The organism is Phreatobacter cathodiphilus, assembly GCF_003008515.1.
In the GTDB taxonomy this organism is placed as follows: Bacteria; Pseudomonadota; Alphaproteobacteria; order Rhizobiales; family Phreatobacteraceae; genus Phreatobacter; species Phreatobacter cathodiphilus.
This window is the reverse complement of the sequence record NZ_CP027668.1, coordinates 1,586,690-1,605,858: the sequence shown is the minus strand read 5'-3', so window position 1 is coordinate 1,605,858 and position 19,169 is coordinate 1,586,690. Positions and strand designations below refer to the sequence as shown.

15 protein-coding genes are annotated in these 19,169 nt (G+C 70.5%); 7 read left to right on the top strand and 8 right to left on the bottom strand.

The annotated features are described in order from the left end of the window. Positions 1–14: 14 nt before the first annotated feature. The 6 genes from bamA to lpxB are packed head-to-tail and all read left to right on the top strand — an operon-like array spanning position 15 to position 6,936. Positions 15–2,519, top strand: a complete 2,505-nt coding sequence (gene bamA / locus C6569_RS07810) for an outer membrane protein assembly factor BamA (protein WP_245898267.1) — start codon at positions 15–17, stop codon at positions 2,517–2,519. 50 nt (positions 2,520–2,569) lie between these two features. Then, a complete protein-coding gene (gene lpxD, locus C6569_RS07805) occupies positions 2,570–3,628 on the top strand; it encodes a UDP-3-O-(3-hydroxymyristoyl)glucosamine N-acyltransferase (protein WP_106750944.1) in 1,059 nt (352 codons plus the stop codon). A 2-nt stretch (positions 3,629–3,630) separates the two neighbouring features. Further along, complete coding sequence (gene fabZ, locus C6569_RS07800; RefSeq protein ID WP_106748316.1) at positions 3,631–4,086, top strand: 3-hydroxyacyl-ACP dehydratase FabZ; 456 nt, start codon at positions 3,631–3,633, stop codon at positions 4,084–4,086. Positions 4,087–4,089: 3 nt separating this feature from the next. Next, positions 4,090–4,941 carry an acyl-ACP--UDP-N-acetylglucosamine O-acyltransferase gene (lpxA, locus tag C6569_RS07795; RefSeq protein WP_106748315.1) on the top strand — a complete coding sequence of 284 codons (852 nt, stop codon included), beginning with the start codon at positions 4,090–4,092 and terminating at the stop codon, positions 4,939–4,941. Next, positions 4,934–5,785: an LpxI family protein gene (locus tag C6569_RS07790; protein ID WP_106748314.1), complete on the top strand. Its 852-nt coding sequence runs from the start codon at positions 4,934–4,936 to the stop codon at positions 5,783–5,785. Before lpxA ends, C6569_RS07790 begins: the two co-directional genes overlap by 8 nt. Next, positions 5,782–6,936: a lipid-A-disaccharide synthase gene (gene lpxB / locus C6569_RS07785; protein ID WP_106748313.1), complete on the top strand. Its 1,155-nt coding sequence runs from the start codon at positions 5,782–5,784 to the stop codon at positions 6,934–6,936. Before C6569_RS07790 ends, lpxB begins: the two co-directional genes overlap by 4 nt. Before the next feature lie 51 nt (positions 6,937–6,987). Here lpxB and gltA read toward each other — a convergent pair whose 3' ends face one another. Together gltA and gltX are read right to left on the bottom strand one after the other, a co-directional pair. Beyond that, complete coding sequence (gltA, locus tag C6569_RS07780; protein WP_106748312.1) at positions 6,988–8,286, bottom strand: citrate synthase; 1,299 nt, start codon at positions 8,284–8,286, stop codon at positions 6,988–6,990. A 152-nt stretch (positions 8,287–8,438) separates the two neighbouring features. Continuing rightward, complete coding sequence (gene gltX / locus C6569_RS07775) at positions 8,439–9,857, bottom strand: glutamate--tRNA ligase (protein WP_181313950.1); 1,419 nt, start codon at positions 9,855–9,857, stop codon at positions 8,439–8,441. A 112-nt stretch (positions 9,858–9,969) separates the two neighbouring features. Between gltX and C6569_RS07770 the strand changes: the two genes are divergently transcribed. Next, a complete protein-coding gene (locus C6569_RS07770) occupies positions 9,970–12,237 on the top strand; it encodes a ComEC/Rec2 family competence protein (protein ID WP_146144757.1) in 2,268 nt (755 codons plus the stop codon). A gap of 6 nt (positions 12,238–12,243) precedes the next feature. Here the strand turns inward: C6569_RS07770 and lexA are convergent, their stop codons facing one another. From lexA to C6569_RS07740, 6 genes are all read right to left on the bottom strand, one after another. Continuing rightward, complete coding sequence (lexA, locus tag C6569_RS07765) at positions 12,244–12,936, bottom strand: transcriptional repressor LexA (RefSeq protein WP_106748309.1); 693 nt, start codon at positions 12,934–12,936, stop codon at positions 12,244–12,246. Positions 12,937–13,047: 111 nt separating this feature from the next. Further along, positions 13,048–14,250 carry a molybdopterin molybdotransferase MoeA gene (locus C6569_RS07760; RefSeq protein ID WP_106748308.1) on the bottom strand — a complete coding sequence of 401 codons (1,203 nt, stop codon included), beginning with the start codon at positions 14,248–14,250 and terminating at the stop codon, positions 13,048–13,050. Between the two features lie 3 nt (positions 14,251–14,253). Further along, positions 14,254–14,739, bottom strand: a complete 486-nt coding sequence (gene moaC, locus C6569_RS07755) for a cyclic pyranopterin monophosphate synthase MoaC (RefSeq protein WP_106748307.1) — start codon at positions 14,737–14,739, stop codon at positions 14,254–14,256. Positions 14,740–14,802: 63 nt separating this feature from the next. After that, positions 14,803–15,471: a DsbA family oxidoreductase gene (locus C6569_RS07750; RefSeq protein ID WP_106748306.1), complete on the bottom strand. Its 669-nt coding sequence runs from the start codon at positions 15,469–15,471 to the stop codon at positions 14,803–14,805. Positions 15,472–15,499: 28 nt separating this feature from the next. Then, positions 15,500–17,155 (bottom strand): AMP-binding protein, encoded by a 1,656-nt coding sequence (locus tag C6569_RS07745; protein ID WP_106748305.1) that lies wholly within the window; start codon positions 17,153–17,155, stop codon positions 15,500–15,502. Next, positions 17,152–18,987, bottom strand: a complete 1,836-nt coding sequence (locus C6569_RS07740) for an extracellular solute-binding protein (RefSeq protein ID WP_106748304.1) — start codon at positions 18,985–18,987, stop codon at positions 17,152–17,154. Before C6569_RS07740 ends, C6569_RS07745 begins: the two co-directional genes overlap by 4 nt. Positions 18,988–19,169 lie beyond the last annotated feature (182 nt).

Below are 19,169 nucleotides of genomic sequence, written 5' to 3'. Positions count from 1 at the left end.
CGGTGGGCCTGGTGATGGCCACATCCGCGGGCATGGTGCTCTCGACTGAGGTGAATGCGCAGTCGGCGAGCGGCATCGTCGTGCAGGGCAACCGCCGCATCGAGGCGGATACGGTCCGCTCCTATTTCCGCACCGGCCCGGGTGAGCCGCTGACCGCCGCCCGCGTCGACGAGGCCATCAAGGCCATGTACGCGACCGGCCTGTTCCGCGATGTGCGGGTGAGCCGCCAGGGGGGCCGCCTGGTCGTCCAGGTTTCCGAGAACGAAGTGATCAACCGCGTCGTCTTCGAGGGCAACCGCCGCCTGAAGACCGAGCAGCTGCAGGGCGAGATCGAGTCCCGCGCTCGCGGCACCTTCTCCCGCGCCACGGTCCAGTCCGATACCCAGCGCCTCTACGACGTCTATCGCCGCACCGGCCGCTACGAGGTCGAGATCGTTCCGAAGACCATCGAACAGCCGAACGGCCGTGTCGACCTCGTCTTCGAGATCACCGAGGGCAAGAAGGCCGGCGTCCGGGCCATCAATTTCGTCGGCAACAACGCCTTCGGCCGCCAGCGCCTGCTCGACGTGATGTCGACCGCCGAGACCGGCATCCTGTCCTGGCTGAAGTCGAACGACGTCTATGACGCCGACCGCCTCAATGCCGATCAGGAGGCGATCCGCCGCCTGTATCTGCGCGCCGGCTACGTCGACATGCGCATCCTCTCGGCGCGCGCCGATTTCGACCAGGCCGCCAACACGTTCAACATCACGATCGAGATCGAGGAAGGTCCGCAGTACCGGATCGGCGCGGTCGACGTTCAGTCGAACATCCGCGACGTCGACGGCGCCACGCTGCGCGGTGCCGTGAAGACCCAGCCGGGCGCGGTCTACAATGTCGAACTCGTCGACAAGACGCTCGAGGACGTGACCCTCGAGGTCGCCCGCCGCGGCTATGCCTTCGCCTCTGTCCGCCCCCGCGGCGAGCGCGATCCCTCGACCCTGACCGTCAACCTCGTCTACGTCGTCGAGGAAGGCCCCCGCGTCTACGTCGAGCGCATCAACGTGCGCGGCAACACCCGCACCCAGGACCGCGTCATCCGCCGCGAGTTCGACATGGCGGAGGGCGATGCCTACAACCGCGTGCTGGTGGACCGCGCCGAGCGCCGCCTGAAGAACCTCGGCTTCTTCAAGGAAGTGAAGATCACCACCGAGCCGGGTTCGGCCGCCGACCGCGTCATCGTCAACGTCGAGGTTCAGGACCAGCCGACGGGCGCCTTCTCCATCGCCGGCGGCTACTCCACCGCCGACGGCTTCATCGCCGAGGCTTCGGTGGAGGAGCGCAACTTCCTCGGCCGCGGCCAGTTCGTCCGCCTCGGCGGCATGTTCGGCCAGCGCTCGCGCGGCGTGAACTTCTCCTTCACCGAGCCCTTCCTGATGGACTACCGTCTGTCGGGCGGCTTCGACCTGTTCTACCGGCACACCAGCCGCGCCACCTACCAGCCCTACGAGTCGACCTCTTACGGCGGCACTCTGCGCCTGGGCATCCCGATCACCGAGCAGTTCGCGGTGCAGCTGCGTTACAGCGCGGTATCGCAGCGGATCCGGATCAACGACGATCAGGTTAACTGCTACACGGGTTATGGCGGCGCGCTGACCCAGTACAACAACAACGGCACCATCTCCTATTACGAGGCGACCGACCCGCGGGCCCTCGCGGCCGGCACGGCGGTCGGCCCGGCCTATGTGCAGGCGGACGGCAGCGTGGGCACGACGGTCACGGGCACGCCCTACAGCTGCTTGCACGACGGCGAAGTGTCGTCGGCGCTGCGGGCGATCAACGGCAGGACCCGCTTCATCTCGATGCTGGGCTACTCGCTGATCTATTCGAACCTCGATCGCGCCATCAACCCGAGCCAGGGCCTCTATGCCGAGCTGCGCCAGGACGTGGCGGGCGTCGGCGGCAACGCCCGCTTCATCCGCACCACGGGTGACGCGCGCTACTATCACGACCTGACCAACGAGTGGATCGCCATGCTGCGCGTCCAGGGCGGCCACATCGCCGGCCTCGGCGGCAAGCTCGACTCGGTGGACCAGTTCTTCATGGGCCCCGAGCTCGTCCGCGGCTTCCAGACCGCCGGTATCGGCCCGCGTGACTTCGCCATTCGCAACGCCGCGGCCGGCGTGGGTCTAGACCGGGCGGCCGACGCGGTGGGCGGCACCATGTACTGGGGCGCTTCCGCCGAGGTGACCTTCCCGATCACCTTCCTGCCGAAGGATTTCGGCATGCGCGGCGCCCTCTATGCGGATGCCGGCTCGGTCTGGGGCTACAGCGGCATCACCTCGTACAATACGGGCGGCGCCGTTCTTCCTGTCACGCTCGACGGATCGGACGCCCACAAGATCCGCTCGTCCGTCGGTGTCGGCCTCTTGTGGAACTCGCCCTTCGGCCCGATCCGCTTCGATTATTCCTTCGTCCTGTCCAAGGCGAGGGGCGACCAGACGCAGGCCTTCCGCTTCTCGGGCGGCACGCGATTCTGACCGACGGCGTCCCTGGAGCCAGGGGCGCTGCGGTCCCTGGCGGGATGATCATGACGGAACCCCAGTTCCTCGTTCCGGCCGAGGCGATGACCGTCGCCTCGGTCGCGGCTTTTCTGAAGGCCGAATGGGCCGGCGGCGACGGCGATCGCGTCATCGGCCGCGTCTCGGCGCTGTCCAACGCGGCCGCCGACAGCCTCACCTTCCTCGACAATCCGAAATACGGCGACCAGCTCGCGGCGACGCGGGCGGCGGCCTGTCTGGTGTCCGCAAGGCAGCGGGACCTCGTGCCGGCGGGGGTCGCGGCCATCGTCGTGCCGCACCCGCATGCGGCCTTCGTCCAGGTGTCGCGCAAGCTCTATCCGCAGGCGCTGCGGCCGCAATCCCTGTTCGGCGCCACGGGCATATCGCCGGGCGCCATGATTCATCCCTCGGCGCGGCTCGAACCCGGCGTGGTGGTCGATCCCGGCGTGGTCGTCGGCCCGCAGGCCGAGGTCGGCTCCGGCACCTTGCTGGCGGCGGGCTGCGTCGTCGGGCCGGGCGTGAGGATCGGACGCGATTGCGCGATCGGCCCCCATGTCTCGCTGGTCCACGCGCTGGTGGGCAACCGCGTCATCCTCCATGCCGGGGTGCGCGTCGGCCAGGACGGCTTCGGCTTCGAACTCGGGCGGGTCAAGCACGCCAAGGTGCCGCAGGTCGGCCGCGTCATCATCCAGGACGACGTGGAGATCGGCGCCAATTCGACCGTCGACCGGGGCCATGTGCTGGACACGGTGGTGGGTGAGGGCACCAAGATCGACAACCTCGTGCAGATCGCCCACAACGTCGAGATCGGACGCCATTGCGTCATCGTCAGCCAGGTGGGCATTTCCGGCTCGGCCCGGCTCGGGGACTTCGTCATGCTGGGCGGCCAGGTCGGGGTGAACAACCACGTGACGATCGGCAGCGGGGCGCAGATTGCCGCCACCTCCATCGTCAAGGATGATGTGCCCGACGGGGCGCGCTGGGGCGGCCGGCCGGCCAAGCCGGTGAGGGAGTGGTTCCGCGAGATCGCCGCGGTGGAACGGCTGGCCCGTGCCCGGCCTGCCGACAGGGACGAGGGGGCTTCCTGACGATGAACGAGACGACGACCAGCATCGATACGGCCGGCATCCAGAAGATCCTCAGCGTGCTGCCGCACCGCTATCCGTTCCTGCTCATCGACAAGATCGTCGACATCCGCGGCGACGAGTTCGGCATCGGCATCAAGAACGTCACCGCCAACGAGCCGCAGTTCATGGGCCATTTTCCGGGCAATCCGATCATGCCCGGCGTGCTGATGATCGAGGGCATGGCCCAGACCGGCGGCGTCATGGCGCTCACCTCGGTGGGCGGGACCGGCAAGCTCGTCTTCTTCATGACCATCGACAAGGCCAAGTTTCGCAAGCCGGTGACCCCCGGTGACCGGATCGAGTATCACATGACGAAGATCGCCAAGAAGCGTAACATCTGGTTCTACCGCGGCGAGGCCAAGGTCGACGGCAAGCTGGTCGCGGAGGCCGAACTTTCGGCCATGCTGGCGGACGCCTGACCCATGACGAGCCGCGCCACCGAGATCCATCCCCTGGCCTATGTGGCCCCCGCGGCCCGGCTGGGGCAGGGGGTCCGCGTCGGCCCCTTCTGCACCGTGGGGCCGGATGTGGAGCTCGGCGACGGGGTGACGCTCCACTCCCACGTCAATGTGGACGGCCACACGAGCATCGGCGCCCGCAGCGAGGTCTTTCCCTTCGCCTCCATCGGCACGGCGCCGCAGGATCTCTCCTACAAGGGCGAGCCGACGACGGCGAGCATCGGCGAGGACTGCGTCATCCGCGAGAGCGTGACCATCAACCGCGGCACGCCGAAGACCGGCGCCACCGTGCTTGGCGACCGCTGCTTCCTCATGGCCTATGCCCATGTCGCCCATGACTGCCGGGTCGGCAACAACGTCATCTTCGCCAATGCGGCGACCCTCGGCGGCCATGTGAAGGTCGGCGATTACGTCTTCCTCGGTGGGCTCTGCGCGGTGCACCAGTTCACCCGCATCGGCGATTTCGCCATGGTGGGCGGCGTCACCGGCGTGAAGGACGACGTCATCCCCTACGGCATGGCCTTCGGCGCCAACGGCACCTCGGGCGAGCTGATCGGCCTCAACGTCGTCGGCATGAAGCGGCGCGGCCTCAGCCGCGACGACGTCCGCACGGTGCGCGCCTGCTACGAGACGCTGTTCTACGGCGTCGGCACTTTCGCCGAGCGTCTCGCCGACGCCACGGCGGCCTATCGCGACCATCCCGCCGCCGGACGCCTCATCGCCTTCATCGAGGCCGGCGAGAAGCGGCCGGTGATGATGGCCGCGCCGAAGAAGACCCGGGTGGCCGGGACGGGGCCCACCGCCGCCGATGAGTGAGACCGGCCCGCTCGGCATCATCGCGGGAGCGGGGAGCTTTCCCCTGGCGCTGGCGCGGGCGGCCACCGCCCAGGGGCGCCCCGTCTTCGCCCTGCTGCTCAAGGGGATCGCCGGGCCGGATCTCGAGGCCTATCCCCATGCCTGGATCGGCATCGGCCAGTTCGGCGCCATGGTGGCCCAGGCCAAGAAGGCCGGATGCCGCGACCTCGTGCTGATCGGCTCCCTGGTGCGGCCGAACCTCTGGACCACGGTTCCCGATCTCGGCGGCCTGCGCGTGCTGCCGGACATCGTGCGGCTGTTTCGCGGCGGCGACGACCATCTCCTGCGCGGTATTGCCGGCATTTTCGAGCGCCACGGGTTTCGCCTGCTCGGCGCGCACGAGGTCGCCCCGGAACTGTTGATGCCCAAGGGGCCGCTCGGGGCGCTGCGGCCGTCCGAGGCCGACGAGGAGGACATCGCGCTGGCACGCCAGGCCATTGCCGCCCTCGGCCCCTACGATGTCGGCCAGGGCATGGTGATCGGCAGCCGCCGCATCGTCGCCGTGGAGGGCGCAGAGGGTACGGACGGGATGCTCGATCGCTGCGCCACCATGCTCGCCGCCGGGCGGCTGAAGTGGCCTCGCGGCAGCGGCATCCTCGTGAAGGCGCCGAAACCCGAACAGGACCGGCGCATCGACATGCCGGCCATCGGCCCGGGGACAGTGGCCAAGGCCGCCGCTGCCGGGCTCAAGGGCATCGCTGTGGTTGCCGGTTCGACGCTGGTGGTCGACGTGCAGGAAGTCATCCGCCTCGCCGACCGGCACGGGCTCTTCGTCACGGGCGTCTCGGCCGGCGAGACGCCATGAGCGCGCTCGACGTCTTCATCGTGGCGGGGGAGGAATCGGGCGACCAACTCGGCGCGCACCTGATGGATGCCGTGGTGGCGGGCCATGGCGGCCCGGTCGCCTTCCGCGGGGTCGGGGGCCGGCGCATGGAGGCCCGCGGTCTCGCCTCGCGCTTTCCCATGGCCGAGATCGCCCTGTTCGGCCTCACCTCCATCATCGTCCACATCCCCCGGGTGCTGAGGCGCATCCGCGAGACGGTGGCGGCGATCCTCGAGCGGCCGCCGGCCGTGCTGGTGCTGATCGACGCGCCGGGCTTCAACCGCCGCGTGGCGCGGCACGTGCGCCGGTCGCGACCTGACATTCCCATCGTCTTCTACGTGTCGCCGACGGTCTGGGCCTGGCGGCCGGGGCGCGCCGCGGAGATGCGTCCCTATGTCGACCATCTCCTCGCGCTGCTGCCCTTCGAGCCGGAGGTCCACCGCAGGCTCGGCGGCCCGCCGACCACCTATGTCGGCCATCCCATCAGCGAGCGGCTCGCGGACATCAGGCCGGGGCCGGAGGAGGCGCTGCGGCGCGATGCGACACCGCCGCGGGTGCTCGTGCTGCCCGGCAGCCGGCGCAACGAGATCATCAGGCTGTCGCCGCTCTACGCCGCCGTCCTGGCGCGGGTGGAGGCTGGCCATGGCCCCATCGACTGGGTTCTGCCGGCGGTGGCGCAGCATCGCGACCTCATCGCCCGCGAGGTGTCGGCCTGGCCGGTGAAGCCGCGCATCGTCGAGGGGGAGGCCGAAAAGTTCGCCGCCTTCCGGTCGGCGCGCGCCGCGCTCGCCTGTTCAGGAACGGTGACGCTGGAACTCGCCGTGGCCGGCGTTCCCCAGGTGGTCGCCTATCGCACCGGCTGGCTGGAGGCGCAGATCGCCCGCCGCCTGATCACCGCGGAGACGGCCGTTCTCGCCAACCTGGTGATCGGCGAGAAGGTGGTGCCGGAATTCCTGCAGGAATACGGGACGGTGGAGGCGGTCTCGGCGGCGCTGGCGGCGATCATCGCCGAGGGGCCGGAACGGCAGCGCCAGGTCGAGGCCTTCGCCGGGCTCGACGCCATCATGGGCTTTGCGGACGAGGCGCCGAGCGTCAAGGCGGCGCGGATCGTCCTCGCCGCCGCCTCCCAATGAAACGGGGCGCCGAAGCGCCCCGCCGAACGTCGTGACCGGGATGGCCGGCGATCACTTGCGCCGGGAGATCGGCGTATAGTCGCGGCGCGTCGCGCCCGTATAGAGCTGACGCGGGCGGCCGATCTTCTGCTGCGGATCCTCGATCATCTCCTTCCACTGGGCAATCCAGCCGACGGTGCGGGCGAGGGCGAAGAGCACGGTGAACATGTCGGTCGGGAAGCCCATGGCCTTCAGGGTGATGCCCGAATAGAAGTCGATGTTCGGATAGAGCTTCTTCTCGATGAAATACTCGTCCGACAGGGCGATGCGCTCCAGCTCCACCGCGACGTCGAGCAGGGGGTCGTCCTTGATGCCGAGTTCGCCGAGGACCTCGTGGCAGGTCTTCTGCATGATCTTGGCGCGCGGATCGTAGTTCTTGTAGACGCGGTGGCCGAAGCCCATCAGGCGGAAGGGATCGTTCTTGTCCTTCGCCTTGGCGACGAATTTCGGGATGTTCTCCACCGAGCCGATCTCGCCGAGCATCTTCAGCGCGGCCTCGTTGGCGCCGCCGTGGGCCGGACCCCAGAGGCAGGCGATGCCGGCGGCGATGCAGGCGAAGGGGTTGGCGCCCGACGAGCCGGCGAGGCGCACGGTCGAGGTCGAGGCGTTCTGCTCGTGGTCGGCGTGGAGGATGAAGATGCGGTCCATGGCGCGGGCGAGGACCGGATTGGCCTTATACTCCTCGGCCGGCACGGAGAAGCACATGCGCAGGAAGTTCGAGGCGTAGTCGAGCGAGTTCTGCGGATACACGAAAGGCTGGCCGATCGAGTACTTGTAGGCCATGGCGGCCAGGGTCGGCAGCTTCGCCACGAGGCGGATCGAGGAGATCATCCGCTGGTGCGGGTCGGCGATGTCGATGGAGTCGTGGTAGAAGGCCGAGAGGGCGCCGACGGCCGCCACCATCACCGCCATCGGGTGGGCATCGCGGCGGAAGCCGGTGAAGAAGCGGCTCATCTGGTCGTGCACCATGGTGTGGTGCGTGACGCGGTAGTCGAAATCGGCCTTTTGGGCGGCGGTCGGCAGGTCCCCGTAGAGCAGCAGGTAGCAGGTCTCAAGGAAGTCGCCGTGCTCGGCGAGCTGCTCGATCGGGTAGCCGCGATAGAGGAGCACGCCCTCGTCGCCGTCGATATAGGTGATCTTGCTCTCGCAGCTCGCCGTGGAGGTGAAGCCGGGATCGTAGGTGAACATACCGGTCTGGGCGTAGAGCTTGCCGATATCGACGGTGGACGGGCCGACGGTGCCGTTGGAGATCGGCAGCGGGATGGTCTTGTCGCCAAGAGTGAGTGTCGCGGTCTTTGCACTTGCGGACATCGGCAACCCCTTGAATTTCCTATCTGAATATGCGTGCCCGCCCATGGTGCAGAGCACCCGTCGCGCCGTCATGACCGGATAGACGCTTTTTGACCATGCGGCAAGCACGTGGGGCTGCGTAGGCCCCGCCGTGCGACATAGGTATGACGCCTTCAGGCCGGCATCTGGTCGGCGATGCGGGCGAGGCTCTCTTCGCGGCCAAGCACCTCCAGCACGTCGAAAATGCCGGGAGACGTGGTGCGGCCGGTCAGCGCCGCGCGCAGCGGCTGAGCGAGCATGCCGAGCTTGACGCCGCGCGCCTCGGCCTCGGCCCGCACCGCGGCATCGGTCGCCGCAGCGGTCCATTCGGGCAGGGCCGCGAGGCGCTCGTGCAGCGCAGCGAGGTGGCCGCGCGCCTCCGGCGAGAGCAGGGCGGCGGCCTTGTCGTCGACGGCGAGCGGGCGGCTGGCCAGAATGAATCCGGCGCCGTCGATCAGTTCGAGGACGGTCTTGGCGCGCTCCTTGATACCGGGCATCGCCTTCAGCACCTGGGCGCGGCGGGCGGGGGTCAGCGCCGCGGCGATGTCGGGCCCGCCCTCGATATGGGGCAGAATGTCGTCGATGGCGGCGAGCAGCCGGTCGTCCGCGGCGTGACGGATGTAGTGGCCGTTCACCGCCTCGAGCTTGGCGAAGTCGAAGCGCGCCGGCGAACGGCCGACGGCGGAGAGGTCGAAGGCCTCGATCATCTCCTCGGTGGAGAAGAACTCCTTGTCGCCCTGGCTCCAGCCGAGGCGCACGAGATAGTTGCGCAGCGCCTCCGGCAGGTAGCCCAGCGCCCGGTACTGCTCGACGCCCAGCGCCCCGTGGCGCTTGGAGAGCTTGGCGCCGTCCGGCCCATGGATCAGCGGGATATGGGCCATGGCCGGCACCGGCCAGCCCAGCGCCTCGTAGATCTGCGTCTGACGTGCGGCATTGGTCAGGTGGTCGACGCCGCGGATGATGTGGGTGATGCCCATGTCGTGGTCGTCCACGACGACCGCGTGCATGTAGGTCGGCGTGCCGTCGGAGCGCAGCAGGACGAGATCGTCGAGGTCCTTGTTGGGGATGACGACGCGGCCCTGGACGAGGTCGTCCACCACGGTCTCGCCGTCCTGGCGGGCCTTCAGCCGGATCACCGGCTTGAGGCCGGGGGGCGCCTCGGAGGGATCGCGGTCGCGCCAGCGCCCGTCATAACGCGGCGGACGGCCTTCCTTCATGGCGAGGGCCCGCATCTCGTCGAGCTCCTCGGGGGTGGCGTAGCAGTGATAGGCGCGCCCGGCGGCCAGCAACTGGCGCGCCACCTCGGCATGCCGCTCGGCGCGGGCGAACTGATAGATGGTCTGGTCGTCCCAGCCGAGGCCGAGCCAGGACAGGCCGTCGAGGATGGCGTCGATCGCCTCGGTGGTCGACCGCTGGCGGTCGGTGTCCTCGATGCGCAGCAGCATCTTGCCGCCGGTCTTCCTGGCATAGAGCCAGTTGAACAGGGCGGTGCGCGCGCCGCCGATGTGCAGGAAGCCCGTCGGGGAGGGAGCGAAGCGGGTGACGACGGTCATGATTCTTCCGAAGACGACAGGGGAAGCCGGGCCGCGTTAGGCTCGGCGCCGGAAAGCGCGTGGCTGTAGCATGTTGTGAAGGGCTTGGGGAGCGGCCCATGGAGACGGCGCGTTGAGGGGACGGGCGAGAGCCATCGCCGCCGTGCTGGCCGGCCGCGCCGTGCCGCCGGCGGGCCTCGCCGTCGCGCCCTTCGCGGAGGCCTGGCGCGCACGGCTCCTCGCCTGGGGCGCGCTCGAACTGGAGCGGGGGCGGGCCTTCCTGATGCTGCCGGTCGCGATGGGCACCGGCATCCTCCTCTATTTCGCGGCGCCCGAGGAACCGTCGCTGGCGGCGCCGCTCGGGCTCGCCGCGGCTCTCGCGCTCCTGGCGATGCGGCTGCGCCATCGCTACCGCGCCTTCCTCGTCGCGACGGGGCTCGCCGCCGTCGTCTGGGGCTTTGCGGCGGGAACGGTGAAGACGCGCCTGATGGCCCATCCCGTGCTCGCCGCGGAAACCGGGTTGCTGCGCATCGAGGCCTGGGTGGAGGGGGTGGAGCGGCGCGAGGCCGGCGACCGGCTGACGCTGCGGGTCGTCACCGTCAGCCCGGCGCCGGAGCGGAGCCCCCAGCGCATCCGCGTCACCAGCCGCACCCGCACCACGGCGGTGCCGGGCCAGCCGGTGGCGCTGACGGCGCGGCTCAGGCCGCCAGCCGATCCCGCGGCTCCGGGCCAGTATGATTTCGGCCGCGACGCCTATTTCATGGGTCTCGGCGCGAGCGGTTTCGTGGTCGGCCCCGTGACGGCGGCGACACTGACCTCCGAGCAGCCGCTCGGCGTGCGGCTGCGGGCCGCTCACGAGCGGATGCGCAGCGCCATCAGCGAGCGTATCCGCGCCGCCATACCCGGGACGTCCGGCGCCATCGCCGACGCCCTCGTGACCGGCCGGCGCGACGGCATTCCCGAGGGCATCAACGAGGCCATGCGGGCGGCCGGCACCTACCACATCCTGTCGATATCCGGCTTCCACATGGCGCTGGTGGCGGCGCTGGTCTTCGCCCTCGTCCGCGGCGGGCTGGCCCTCGTCCCGGCGCTGACGCTGAGGCGCCACGTCAAGGCCTGGGCGGCGCTGGCGGCGCTCGCCGTCGCCACGGCCTATCTGGTGATCTCGGGAGCGGAGGTGGCGACCCAGCGCTCCTGGATCATGATCGCGGTGGTGCTGGTGGGCGTCGCCCTGGACCGCGGGGCGCTGACACTGCGCACCCTGGCGCTGGCCGCCCTCGCGGTCCTCGCCATCGCGCCGGAAAGCCTGCTGGGGCCGAGCTTCCAGATGTCCTTCGCCGCGACGCTCGCCCTCGTCTCCGGCTATGTCACCCTGCGGCCCTGGGCCGAGCGCCATTCGGGCGATCCGGCGGGATGGGGGCGGTCTCTGCTCATCGTCACCAACGGCATCATCGGCCTCGCCGCGAGCTCCTTCGTCGCATCGCTGGCGACCACGCCCTATGCGGCCTTCCACTTCAACACGGTCCATCTCTACGGCGTGGCGGGCAACCTCATCGGCGCGCCGATCATCGAGTTCTTCGTCATGCCGCTGCAGATCCTCGCGCTGCTGCTCTGGCCCTTCGGCTGGGACCGGCCGGTCTGGGCCCTGGCCGGGCTCGGCATCGACCTCTTCGTCCGCTCGGGGGAATGGGTGGCGTCCTGGCCCGGCGGCCGCGTCATCGTGCCGTCGCTGGCGCCGTCCGGGCTGCTGGTCCTGTCGGCGGGCTTCATCGTGGTCGCCTTGCTGTCGACGCCGCTGCGCTGGCTCGGCCTGCCGTTCGTCGCGCTGGGCCTCGCCCTCGCCCCGGCGGGGCAGCGTCCGCTGATCCTGGTCGACGCCGAGGGGGCGACGGTCGCCGCCCGTGCGCCGGACGGGCGGTTACGGGTCGTTTCCGCCCGCGGCAACCGCTTCGCCGTCCAGCGATGGCTCACCGCCGAGGCGGACGGCCGCAGCGCGGTGGACGAGAGCCTGCAGCAGGGCGTTCGCTGCGATCCGCTCGGCTGTGCCATGCCGCTGGCGGGGGGAGGGCGGATCGCCGTGCCGCGCCACCCGGACGCGCTCGCCGACGATTGCCGCGAGGCGCGCATCGTCGTCACGCGGCACGATCCGCCGGAGGCCTGCGCGGCGGTGATCGTCGACCTGCGCGCCATCGCCCGCACCGGGGCCGTGCGCCTCCACGAGAACGCCGGGGCCTTGCGCGTCGAGGCGGCCCGGCCGGACGGCACCGACAGGCCGTGGTTCCGGCCGCGTCCGCCCGGAACCACCCCGGTGCTCGTCAGGGCCCCGGCGCGCACTCCGCCCGCGACGCAGAAGGCGTCGGCAACGGACGAGATCGAGGATGATGTGGAGCCGGCTCAGTAAAAGGGCTCAGTAGCGGCGGATGAGGCCCACCAGCTTGCCCTGGATCTGCACCCGGTCAGGCCCGAGGACGCGGGTCTCGTAAGCGGGGTTGGCGGCCTCCAGCGCGATGGAGGTGCCGCGCTTGCGCAGCCGCTTCAGCGTCGCCTCCTCGTCGTCGATCAGGGCGACGACGATGTCGCCGGTCTCGGCGCTGTCGCCCTTGCGGATGAGCGCCAGATCGCCCTCCAGGATGCCGGCCTCGATCATCGAATCACCACGCACCTCAAGGGCATAGTGCTCGCCGCGCGCCAGCATTTCCGGCGGGACCGACACCGTGGACATACGCTGTTCGATGGCTTCCCGCGGCACGCCCGCGGCGATGCGGCCCATCAGCGGCACGGCGACGGGCATGGCCACGTCGTCGTCCTGAGCCGGCGGCCGGACGCGGCCGAGGGAGCCCTCGATGACGCTCGGGGAGAACTTGCCGCGGGCCGGACCAGCGGACTGCTCCGGCTGGCGAATCACCTCGAGGGCGCGGGCCCGATTCGGTAGCCGGCGAATGAACCCACGCTCCTCCAGCGCCGTGATCAGCCGGTGGATGCCGGATTTCGACTTGAGGTCCAGCGCCTCCTTCATCTCGTCGAAGGAGGGGGGCACGCCGCTTTCCTTCAGCCGCTCCTGGATGAAGCGGAGAAGTTCATGTTGCTTGCGCGTCAGCATCGGTTCCCGTCCCCTGCAGTGCCGTCGGCCGACTCAACCGAACAGATCATGAACAATCACTATCTGTTCTTTATGTGTTCCGCAACCGTTGAGATCCGGTAAAGGCGCCGCCTAGCGATCGAGCCGCAGGATCCGGCAGGGGGAGCCGGCGGCGACGGCCGGCGCATGCGGCGCCCTCAGGATCAGCGCCTCGGCCTCGGCCAGCACCCGGATCATGGAGGAATCCTGGACGGGGAAGGGGGTGGCGACCAGCCGCCCGTCGCGCTGCGCGAGGCTCGCCCTGAGGTGGTCGGCCCTCAGGTCGTTCGCCGGGACGTCGGCACCGAGGACGGCCTCTTCGGGCTCCTCGGCCGAATCGCCGCGGCCGGCGAGGCGCAGCAGGAGCGGCCGCAGGAAGAGCATGGAACAGACGAAGGAGGCGACCGGGTTTCCCGGCAGGCCGAGCAGCCGCATGGCTCCGAGATCGGCCATCATCAGCGGCTTGCCGGGGCGCATGGCGATCTTCCAGAAGCCGGGTTCGGCGCCTTCCGCGGCGATCACGTCACGCATCAGGTCGTATTCGCCCACCGAGGCGCCGCCGGAGGTGACGAGCACGTGGTGACCGCTCTGCCGGGCGAAGCGCACGCGCTCGAGCGTGGCGTCGAGGCGGTCGGGGGAAATGCCGAGCAGGGTCGGCTCGCCGCCGGCCCGGCGGACGACGGCGGCGATGGCGAGGGCGTTGGACGAGACGATCTGGCCAGGACCCGGCACCGTTCCCGGCTCCACCAGTTCGTCGCCGGTCGACAGGATGGCGACGCGCGGACGGCCGTGCACGGGCACGATGGCGTGGTTCATGGCGGCGGCGAGCGCGAGGCGCCGCGGATTCATGAGCGTGCCGGCGGCAAGGCCGGTCAGTCCCTCGGTGAAGTCGAGCCCGCGGCGGCGGATGAACTGGCCGGGCCGGGCGGTGCCGGCGATCAGGACACGGTCGCCCTCTCGTGCCGCATCCTCCTGCATCACCACGGCATCGGCACCGACGGGCACGCCGGCGCCGGTGAAGATTCGGACGGCCTCGCCCGCCGCCATCTGTCCCGCAAAGCCCCGGCCGGCCGCCGATTCGCCGATGACGGCGAGGCGACCGGGAAGGTCCGCGGCGCGCACCGCGTAGCCGTCCATGGAGGAGACGTCCTCGGGCGGCTGGCTGCGGCCGGCGACGAGGTCGCGCGTCAGAACGCGGCCGTCGCAGTCGCCGACGGCGATCCATTCTTCAGGGAGGGGTTCGGCGCCCGCCAGGACCCGGGCCAGCGCCTCATCGACGGGTAGCAGCCCCGCCATGGCTCACGGGGCCCTGTAGGGGCCGGAGGCGCCGCCGGTTTTCTCGACGAGGTGGATCGCCTCGATCCGCATGCCGCGGTCGACCGCCTTGACCATGTCGTAGACCGTCAGGCAGGCCACCGAGACCGCGGTGAGCGCCTCCATCTCGACGCCAGTCTGCCCCGACACCTTCACGGTGGCGCTCACCCGGACGCCGGGAAGGCCGTCGTCGGGGGTCAAGTCCACGGCCACCTTGGTCAGCAGCAGCGGGTGGCAGAGCGGGATGAGCTCATGGGTGCGCTTGGCCGCCATGATCCCGGCCAGGCGGGCGGTGCCCAGCACGTCGCCCTTCTTGGCGTCGCCGGCGCGCACGATGGCGAGGGTCTCGGGTTTCATCACCACCCGGCCCACCGCCACTGCGGTGCGTTCCGTCGCCGGCTTCGCCGAGACGTCGACCATGTTGGCCGCGCCGCTGGCGTCGAGATGGGTGAGGCTGGATGACTGTGCCATGGAACCGACCTAGCGCCTTCGCGGCGGCTCTGCAACGACCGCGCCCGCAGGGGCGGCCGGCGGTCAGGCCACCGTCTCGGAGGCGGCCTGGCGGATGGCGCCGGCGATCGTCTCGGGAGCCTCCGCGCCGGCGATTCCATAGCGCCCCGCGACGATGAAGAAGGGCACGCCGGTCACGCCGATCCGCTGGGCCGAGGCATATTCGCGCCGGGTGCGCTCGACGTCGGCGTCGGTGGGAAAGAGTTCGGCGAGCAGGGTCCCGTCGAGACCGCAGGCCTCGCCGATCGCGATGAGTTCGTCGTCGTCGGCGAGGTTGCGGCCCTCGACGAAGAAGGCGGTGAACAGCGCCTCCACCACGCGGCTCTGGATGTCCGGCGAGCGGGCCCAGAGGATCAGGCGATGGGCGTTCAGGGTGTTGGGAGCGACCTCGATGCGGTCGAAGTCGAAGGCGATCCCCTCCTCGGCACCGATGCCGGTCAGGCGTTCGTGGATCTGGCGAACGCGGTCGGGATCGCCGAACTTGTCCAGCATGTACTGGCGCCGCGGCTTGCCCTCGGGCGGGAGCTCGGGGGCGAGCTGATAGGGCCGCCAGCGGATCTCGGTGGCGATGTCCGGCGTCAGGGCCAGCGCCTTTTCCAGCCGGCGCTTGCCGACGAAACACCAGGGACAGACGACGTCGGAAACGACGTCGATCGTCAGCGTCTGCGGCGTCGGGAACGGGGTGTCGGCCATGGCGGGCTCCCTGGGGCAAAGCCCAGACTTAATACCCCGCGGCCGCGCGCGCCACGCTCAGCAGTTGTGCGAGGGCGGAATGGGCGTCCCCCAGCGGGTCGAGGATGGCTTCGGGCTCGCGCGGGCGGGTGTCCTCGAAGGGAAGCTGACCCGCCTGGCGCGTGCCGCCGGGGATGGCGAGGGGGGTAACGCCGGTCTCGATCAGGCGGCCGGCGAGGCCGGCGATCGCGCGGCCGTCGCCGACGACGCCGGAGACCCGGTCGCCGAGCAGCGGGTCGGGCCGGATCACCGGCGCGATCTCGCGGCCGGCCTCGACATAGGCGGCGCGCAGGGCGGCCTCGGCGAAGCGGCGTCCGCCGATCGAGACGACGCCCGGCTCGCGCGAACCGATGGAGAGACTCTTGCGCGCCTTGTCGGCGGCGGCGGGAAGGCCGGTGTCGCGGAAGCCGCCCTCGTCCACGGACCAATAGGGCGGAACCCCGTTCTCCGCACCGGGCGGAAAGGCGGCGCGGGGCACCATGGCGCCGCGCAGCTCCAGCCGCCCCTCGGGGCCGACGCGGGATTCGACCAGCACCGGCGACTGGCCGCTGCCGGAGGTGTGGGTGTCGGGGCCGAGCATGATCGCGCCGGCGCCGTCCTTCAGGGCGCGGGCCACCGCCGTCTCGCCGATGCCGAGGAAGACGTCGACGGCGAGGCCCTCGGCGATCGCTTCGGCGAAGGCTTCGGCCTCGACGGGCCGGCGGGAGAACAGGGCGAGGTGGCGCAGAGACGGACGCTGGGCGAGCGGGGCGGAGACGATCGCGGCGGCCGCGGCAGCCGGCAGAACGGCGTGGGTGGCGCCGTCGGGCGCGAGCCGGTCGAGGACGATGCGCAGGGCGAGCGGCGGATGGGCGACGAGGGTGCCTCCCGACATCAGCCAGGGCACGATCTGCAGGGCGAGCCCGGCGAAACAGTCGGGGGCGAGTGTGGCGGCGAAGACGGAGTGTTCGTCGGGAACGCCGGCCATGAAGGCGGCGAGGCCGCCGGCTATCAGCTCGTTGTGACTGCGGGCGACGGCGATATGGCCCTCGGCCACCGCGTCGGGGGTCACCACCGCGACGTGGTCGGCGGGATTGTCGGGACGGGCGATCTCCACCCGTTCGGCCGCGGCGGGATGGGCCAGCACGTCGTCGAGCGGGATGACGCCGTCGAGCGAGGGACCGCCGAGCGAGAGGACGAAGCGCACGGAGAAGGTTTCCGCCGCGGCGAAACGCATCATGTCGGCGCAGTCGACCGGACCGGCGCGACCTGCCGTCAGGATGGCGCGGGCGCCGATGCGCTGGAGATGGGCGGTGGTTTCGCGCCGTCCCCAGCCGAGCGGGATGGGCGCGGCGACGAGGCCGGCGCGCATGAGGGCGAGGAGGGTGATGACGGCGTCGCTCGACAGTGCGAACTGGGTCGCGACCACGGCGTCGGTCGGCAGGCCCATGTCCCTGAGGCGGCCGGCGAGGGCGTCGACCAGACCGTCGAGCTCGGCCCAGGAGAGCTGGCGCGGCTCGCCGCCGATGAGGTGGGGGCGGTTCGGCGCGTCGGTGAGCGCCCGCGCGGCGGGACGGATCTCGGCGGCGCGGCGCAACAGCGAGTCGAGCGTCGCGCGGCCCGCCAGGCCCGAGGCCGTCCCCTTCCTGCCACGCCCGAGAATCACTGTTCGTCTGCCCCACCGGCGTCACGACGCCACCACGTCTCAACGAGATAGCCGAAAACGGATGATTCGGCAGGCATGCCGATATGATTCCAACGGGCGATCCACTGGGACGGCTGGTGGAACAGCGGAACCCAGTAGAAGCCGGAGGTGATGACGCGGTCGAGGGCCCGGGCGGCGGTGACGAGATCCTCGCGCCGGCGCGCCTCGACGATGGCCTCCACCAGCCGGTCGACGGCGGGGTCGGCGATGCCGGGCAGGTTGCGACTGCCGGGCGAGCGGCCGGCGGCGACGCCCCAGTAGAAGGCCTGTTCGTTGCCGGGGGAGAGCGAGGTGTTCCACCAGCGGTAGTCGACCATGTCGAAGTCGTAGTCGCGCAGCCGGCGGTCGTACTGCACCGCGTCCACGTTGCGGACCGCCATGCGGATGCCGGCGCGCTGGAGGAAACGCTGGTAGGTGAGGGCGAGGCGCTCCTGGTCGCGGGTGGCGACGAGGAATTCGAAGGTGAAGGGCTTTCCGCTCGCGGCATGGCGCATGGCGCCGTTCTCCAGCCGCCAGCCGGCTGCGGCGAAGAGGGCGATGGCCTGGCGCAGCCTGCTGCGATCGCTGCCCGAGCCGTCGGAGACCGGCACCTGATAGGTACCGTCGAGGATGTCGGTCCGCACGCTGGCCCCCGTCGCGGCGAGCAGGCGGCGCTCGTCCTCCGCCGCGGACCGGCCGCGGGCGGAGAGTTCCGAGCCCTCGAACAGCGACTGCGTCCGCTCGAAACCGCCGGCATAGAGGGCGCGGTTGGTCCACTCGAAGTCGAAGAGGAGGCCCAGCGCCTCGCGGACGCGGACGTCCTCGAACGGCGGCCGCCGCGTGTTCATGGTCAGGCCGCGGATGCCCTTCGGGGTACCGGGCCGCAGCGTCGCGCGGACGATCCGGCCCTCGCGCATGGCGGGAAAATCATAGCCCGAGGCCCAGCGGCCGGGATCGGTCTCGACCCGGCTGTCGACCAGGCCCTTCTTGAAGGCCTCGAACAGCGTGTTGCCGTCGCGATAGAAGTCGAAGCGGATCTCGTCGAAGTTGAAGAGACCGCGGTTGATGGGAAGGTCGCGCCCCCACCAGTTCGGGTCGCGCCGGAGGCTGAGGCTCTCGCCGGCCCGAACCTCGCCGATCACATAGGGCCCTGAGCCCACAGGCGGCTCGAGCGTCGTCTCCTCGAAGGTGGCGGGATCGGTGGCATGGGCGGGGAGGATCGGCATGAGGCCGAGGATCAGCGGCAATTCGCGGTCGTTGGCGCCGGCGAGGTCGAAGCGGATCGTCCGCTCGTCGAGGAGCGCGACGCTCTTCACCTTCGCGTAATAGCTGCGATGGTTCGGCCGGCCGCGCTCCTTCAGCAGTTCGAAGGAGAAGCGCACGTCGGCGGCAGTCACCGGCCGGCCGTCGGAGAAGCGGGCGCGCGGATCGACGTGGAAGATGATCCAGGAGCGGTCCTCGGGCAGTTCGAGAGCCGCCGCGATCTGCGGATAGAGGGTGAAGGGCTCGTCGTAGGAGCGCGCCAGCAGCGTCTCCCAGAGGTACTGGCGCGCGCCCGGCACGGGCAGGCCGCGCACGACGAAAGGGTTGAGCGTGTCGAACGTGCCCTGCACGCCGAGGACGATGCGCCCGCCCTTCGGCGCGTCGGGGTTGACGTAGCGCCGGTGGGCGAGGTCGGGCGGGCCCGCCGGCTCACCGTGCATGGCGAGGGCGTGGCGCAGCGGCGCGCGCGGCATCTCGGCCACGGCGGGGGCCGTTCCGAGGCAGGCCAGCAGGGCCATGGCGAAGAGGACGGGCAGGTTGCGATGCAGCATGGAATCCGGTGGGTTGGTCCGGCTCGATCCCTAGCATGAGGCAGGGTGATTCCGGCTTTTCAACGGGACGGCGAGCCGCTATTGAGCGCGACGAGGGACCGCGCCACCGTGTCGCCACGTTCGACAGCGACATAGCGCGTCCGAATCCGACCCATTAAGGTCCGGCCCGCCCAGGCTCCCTG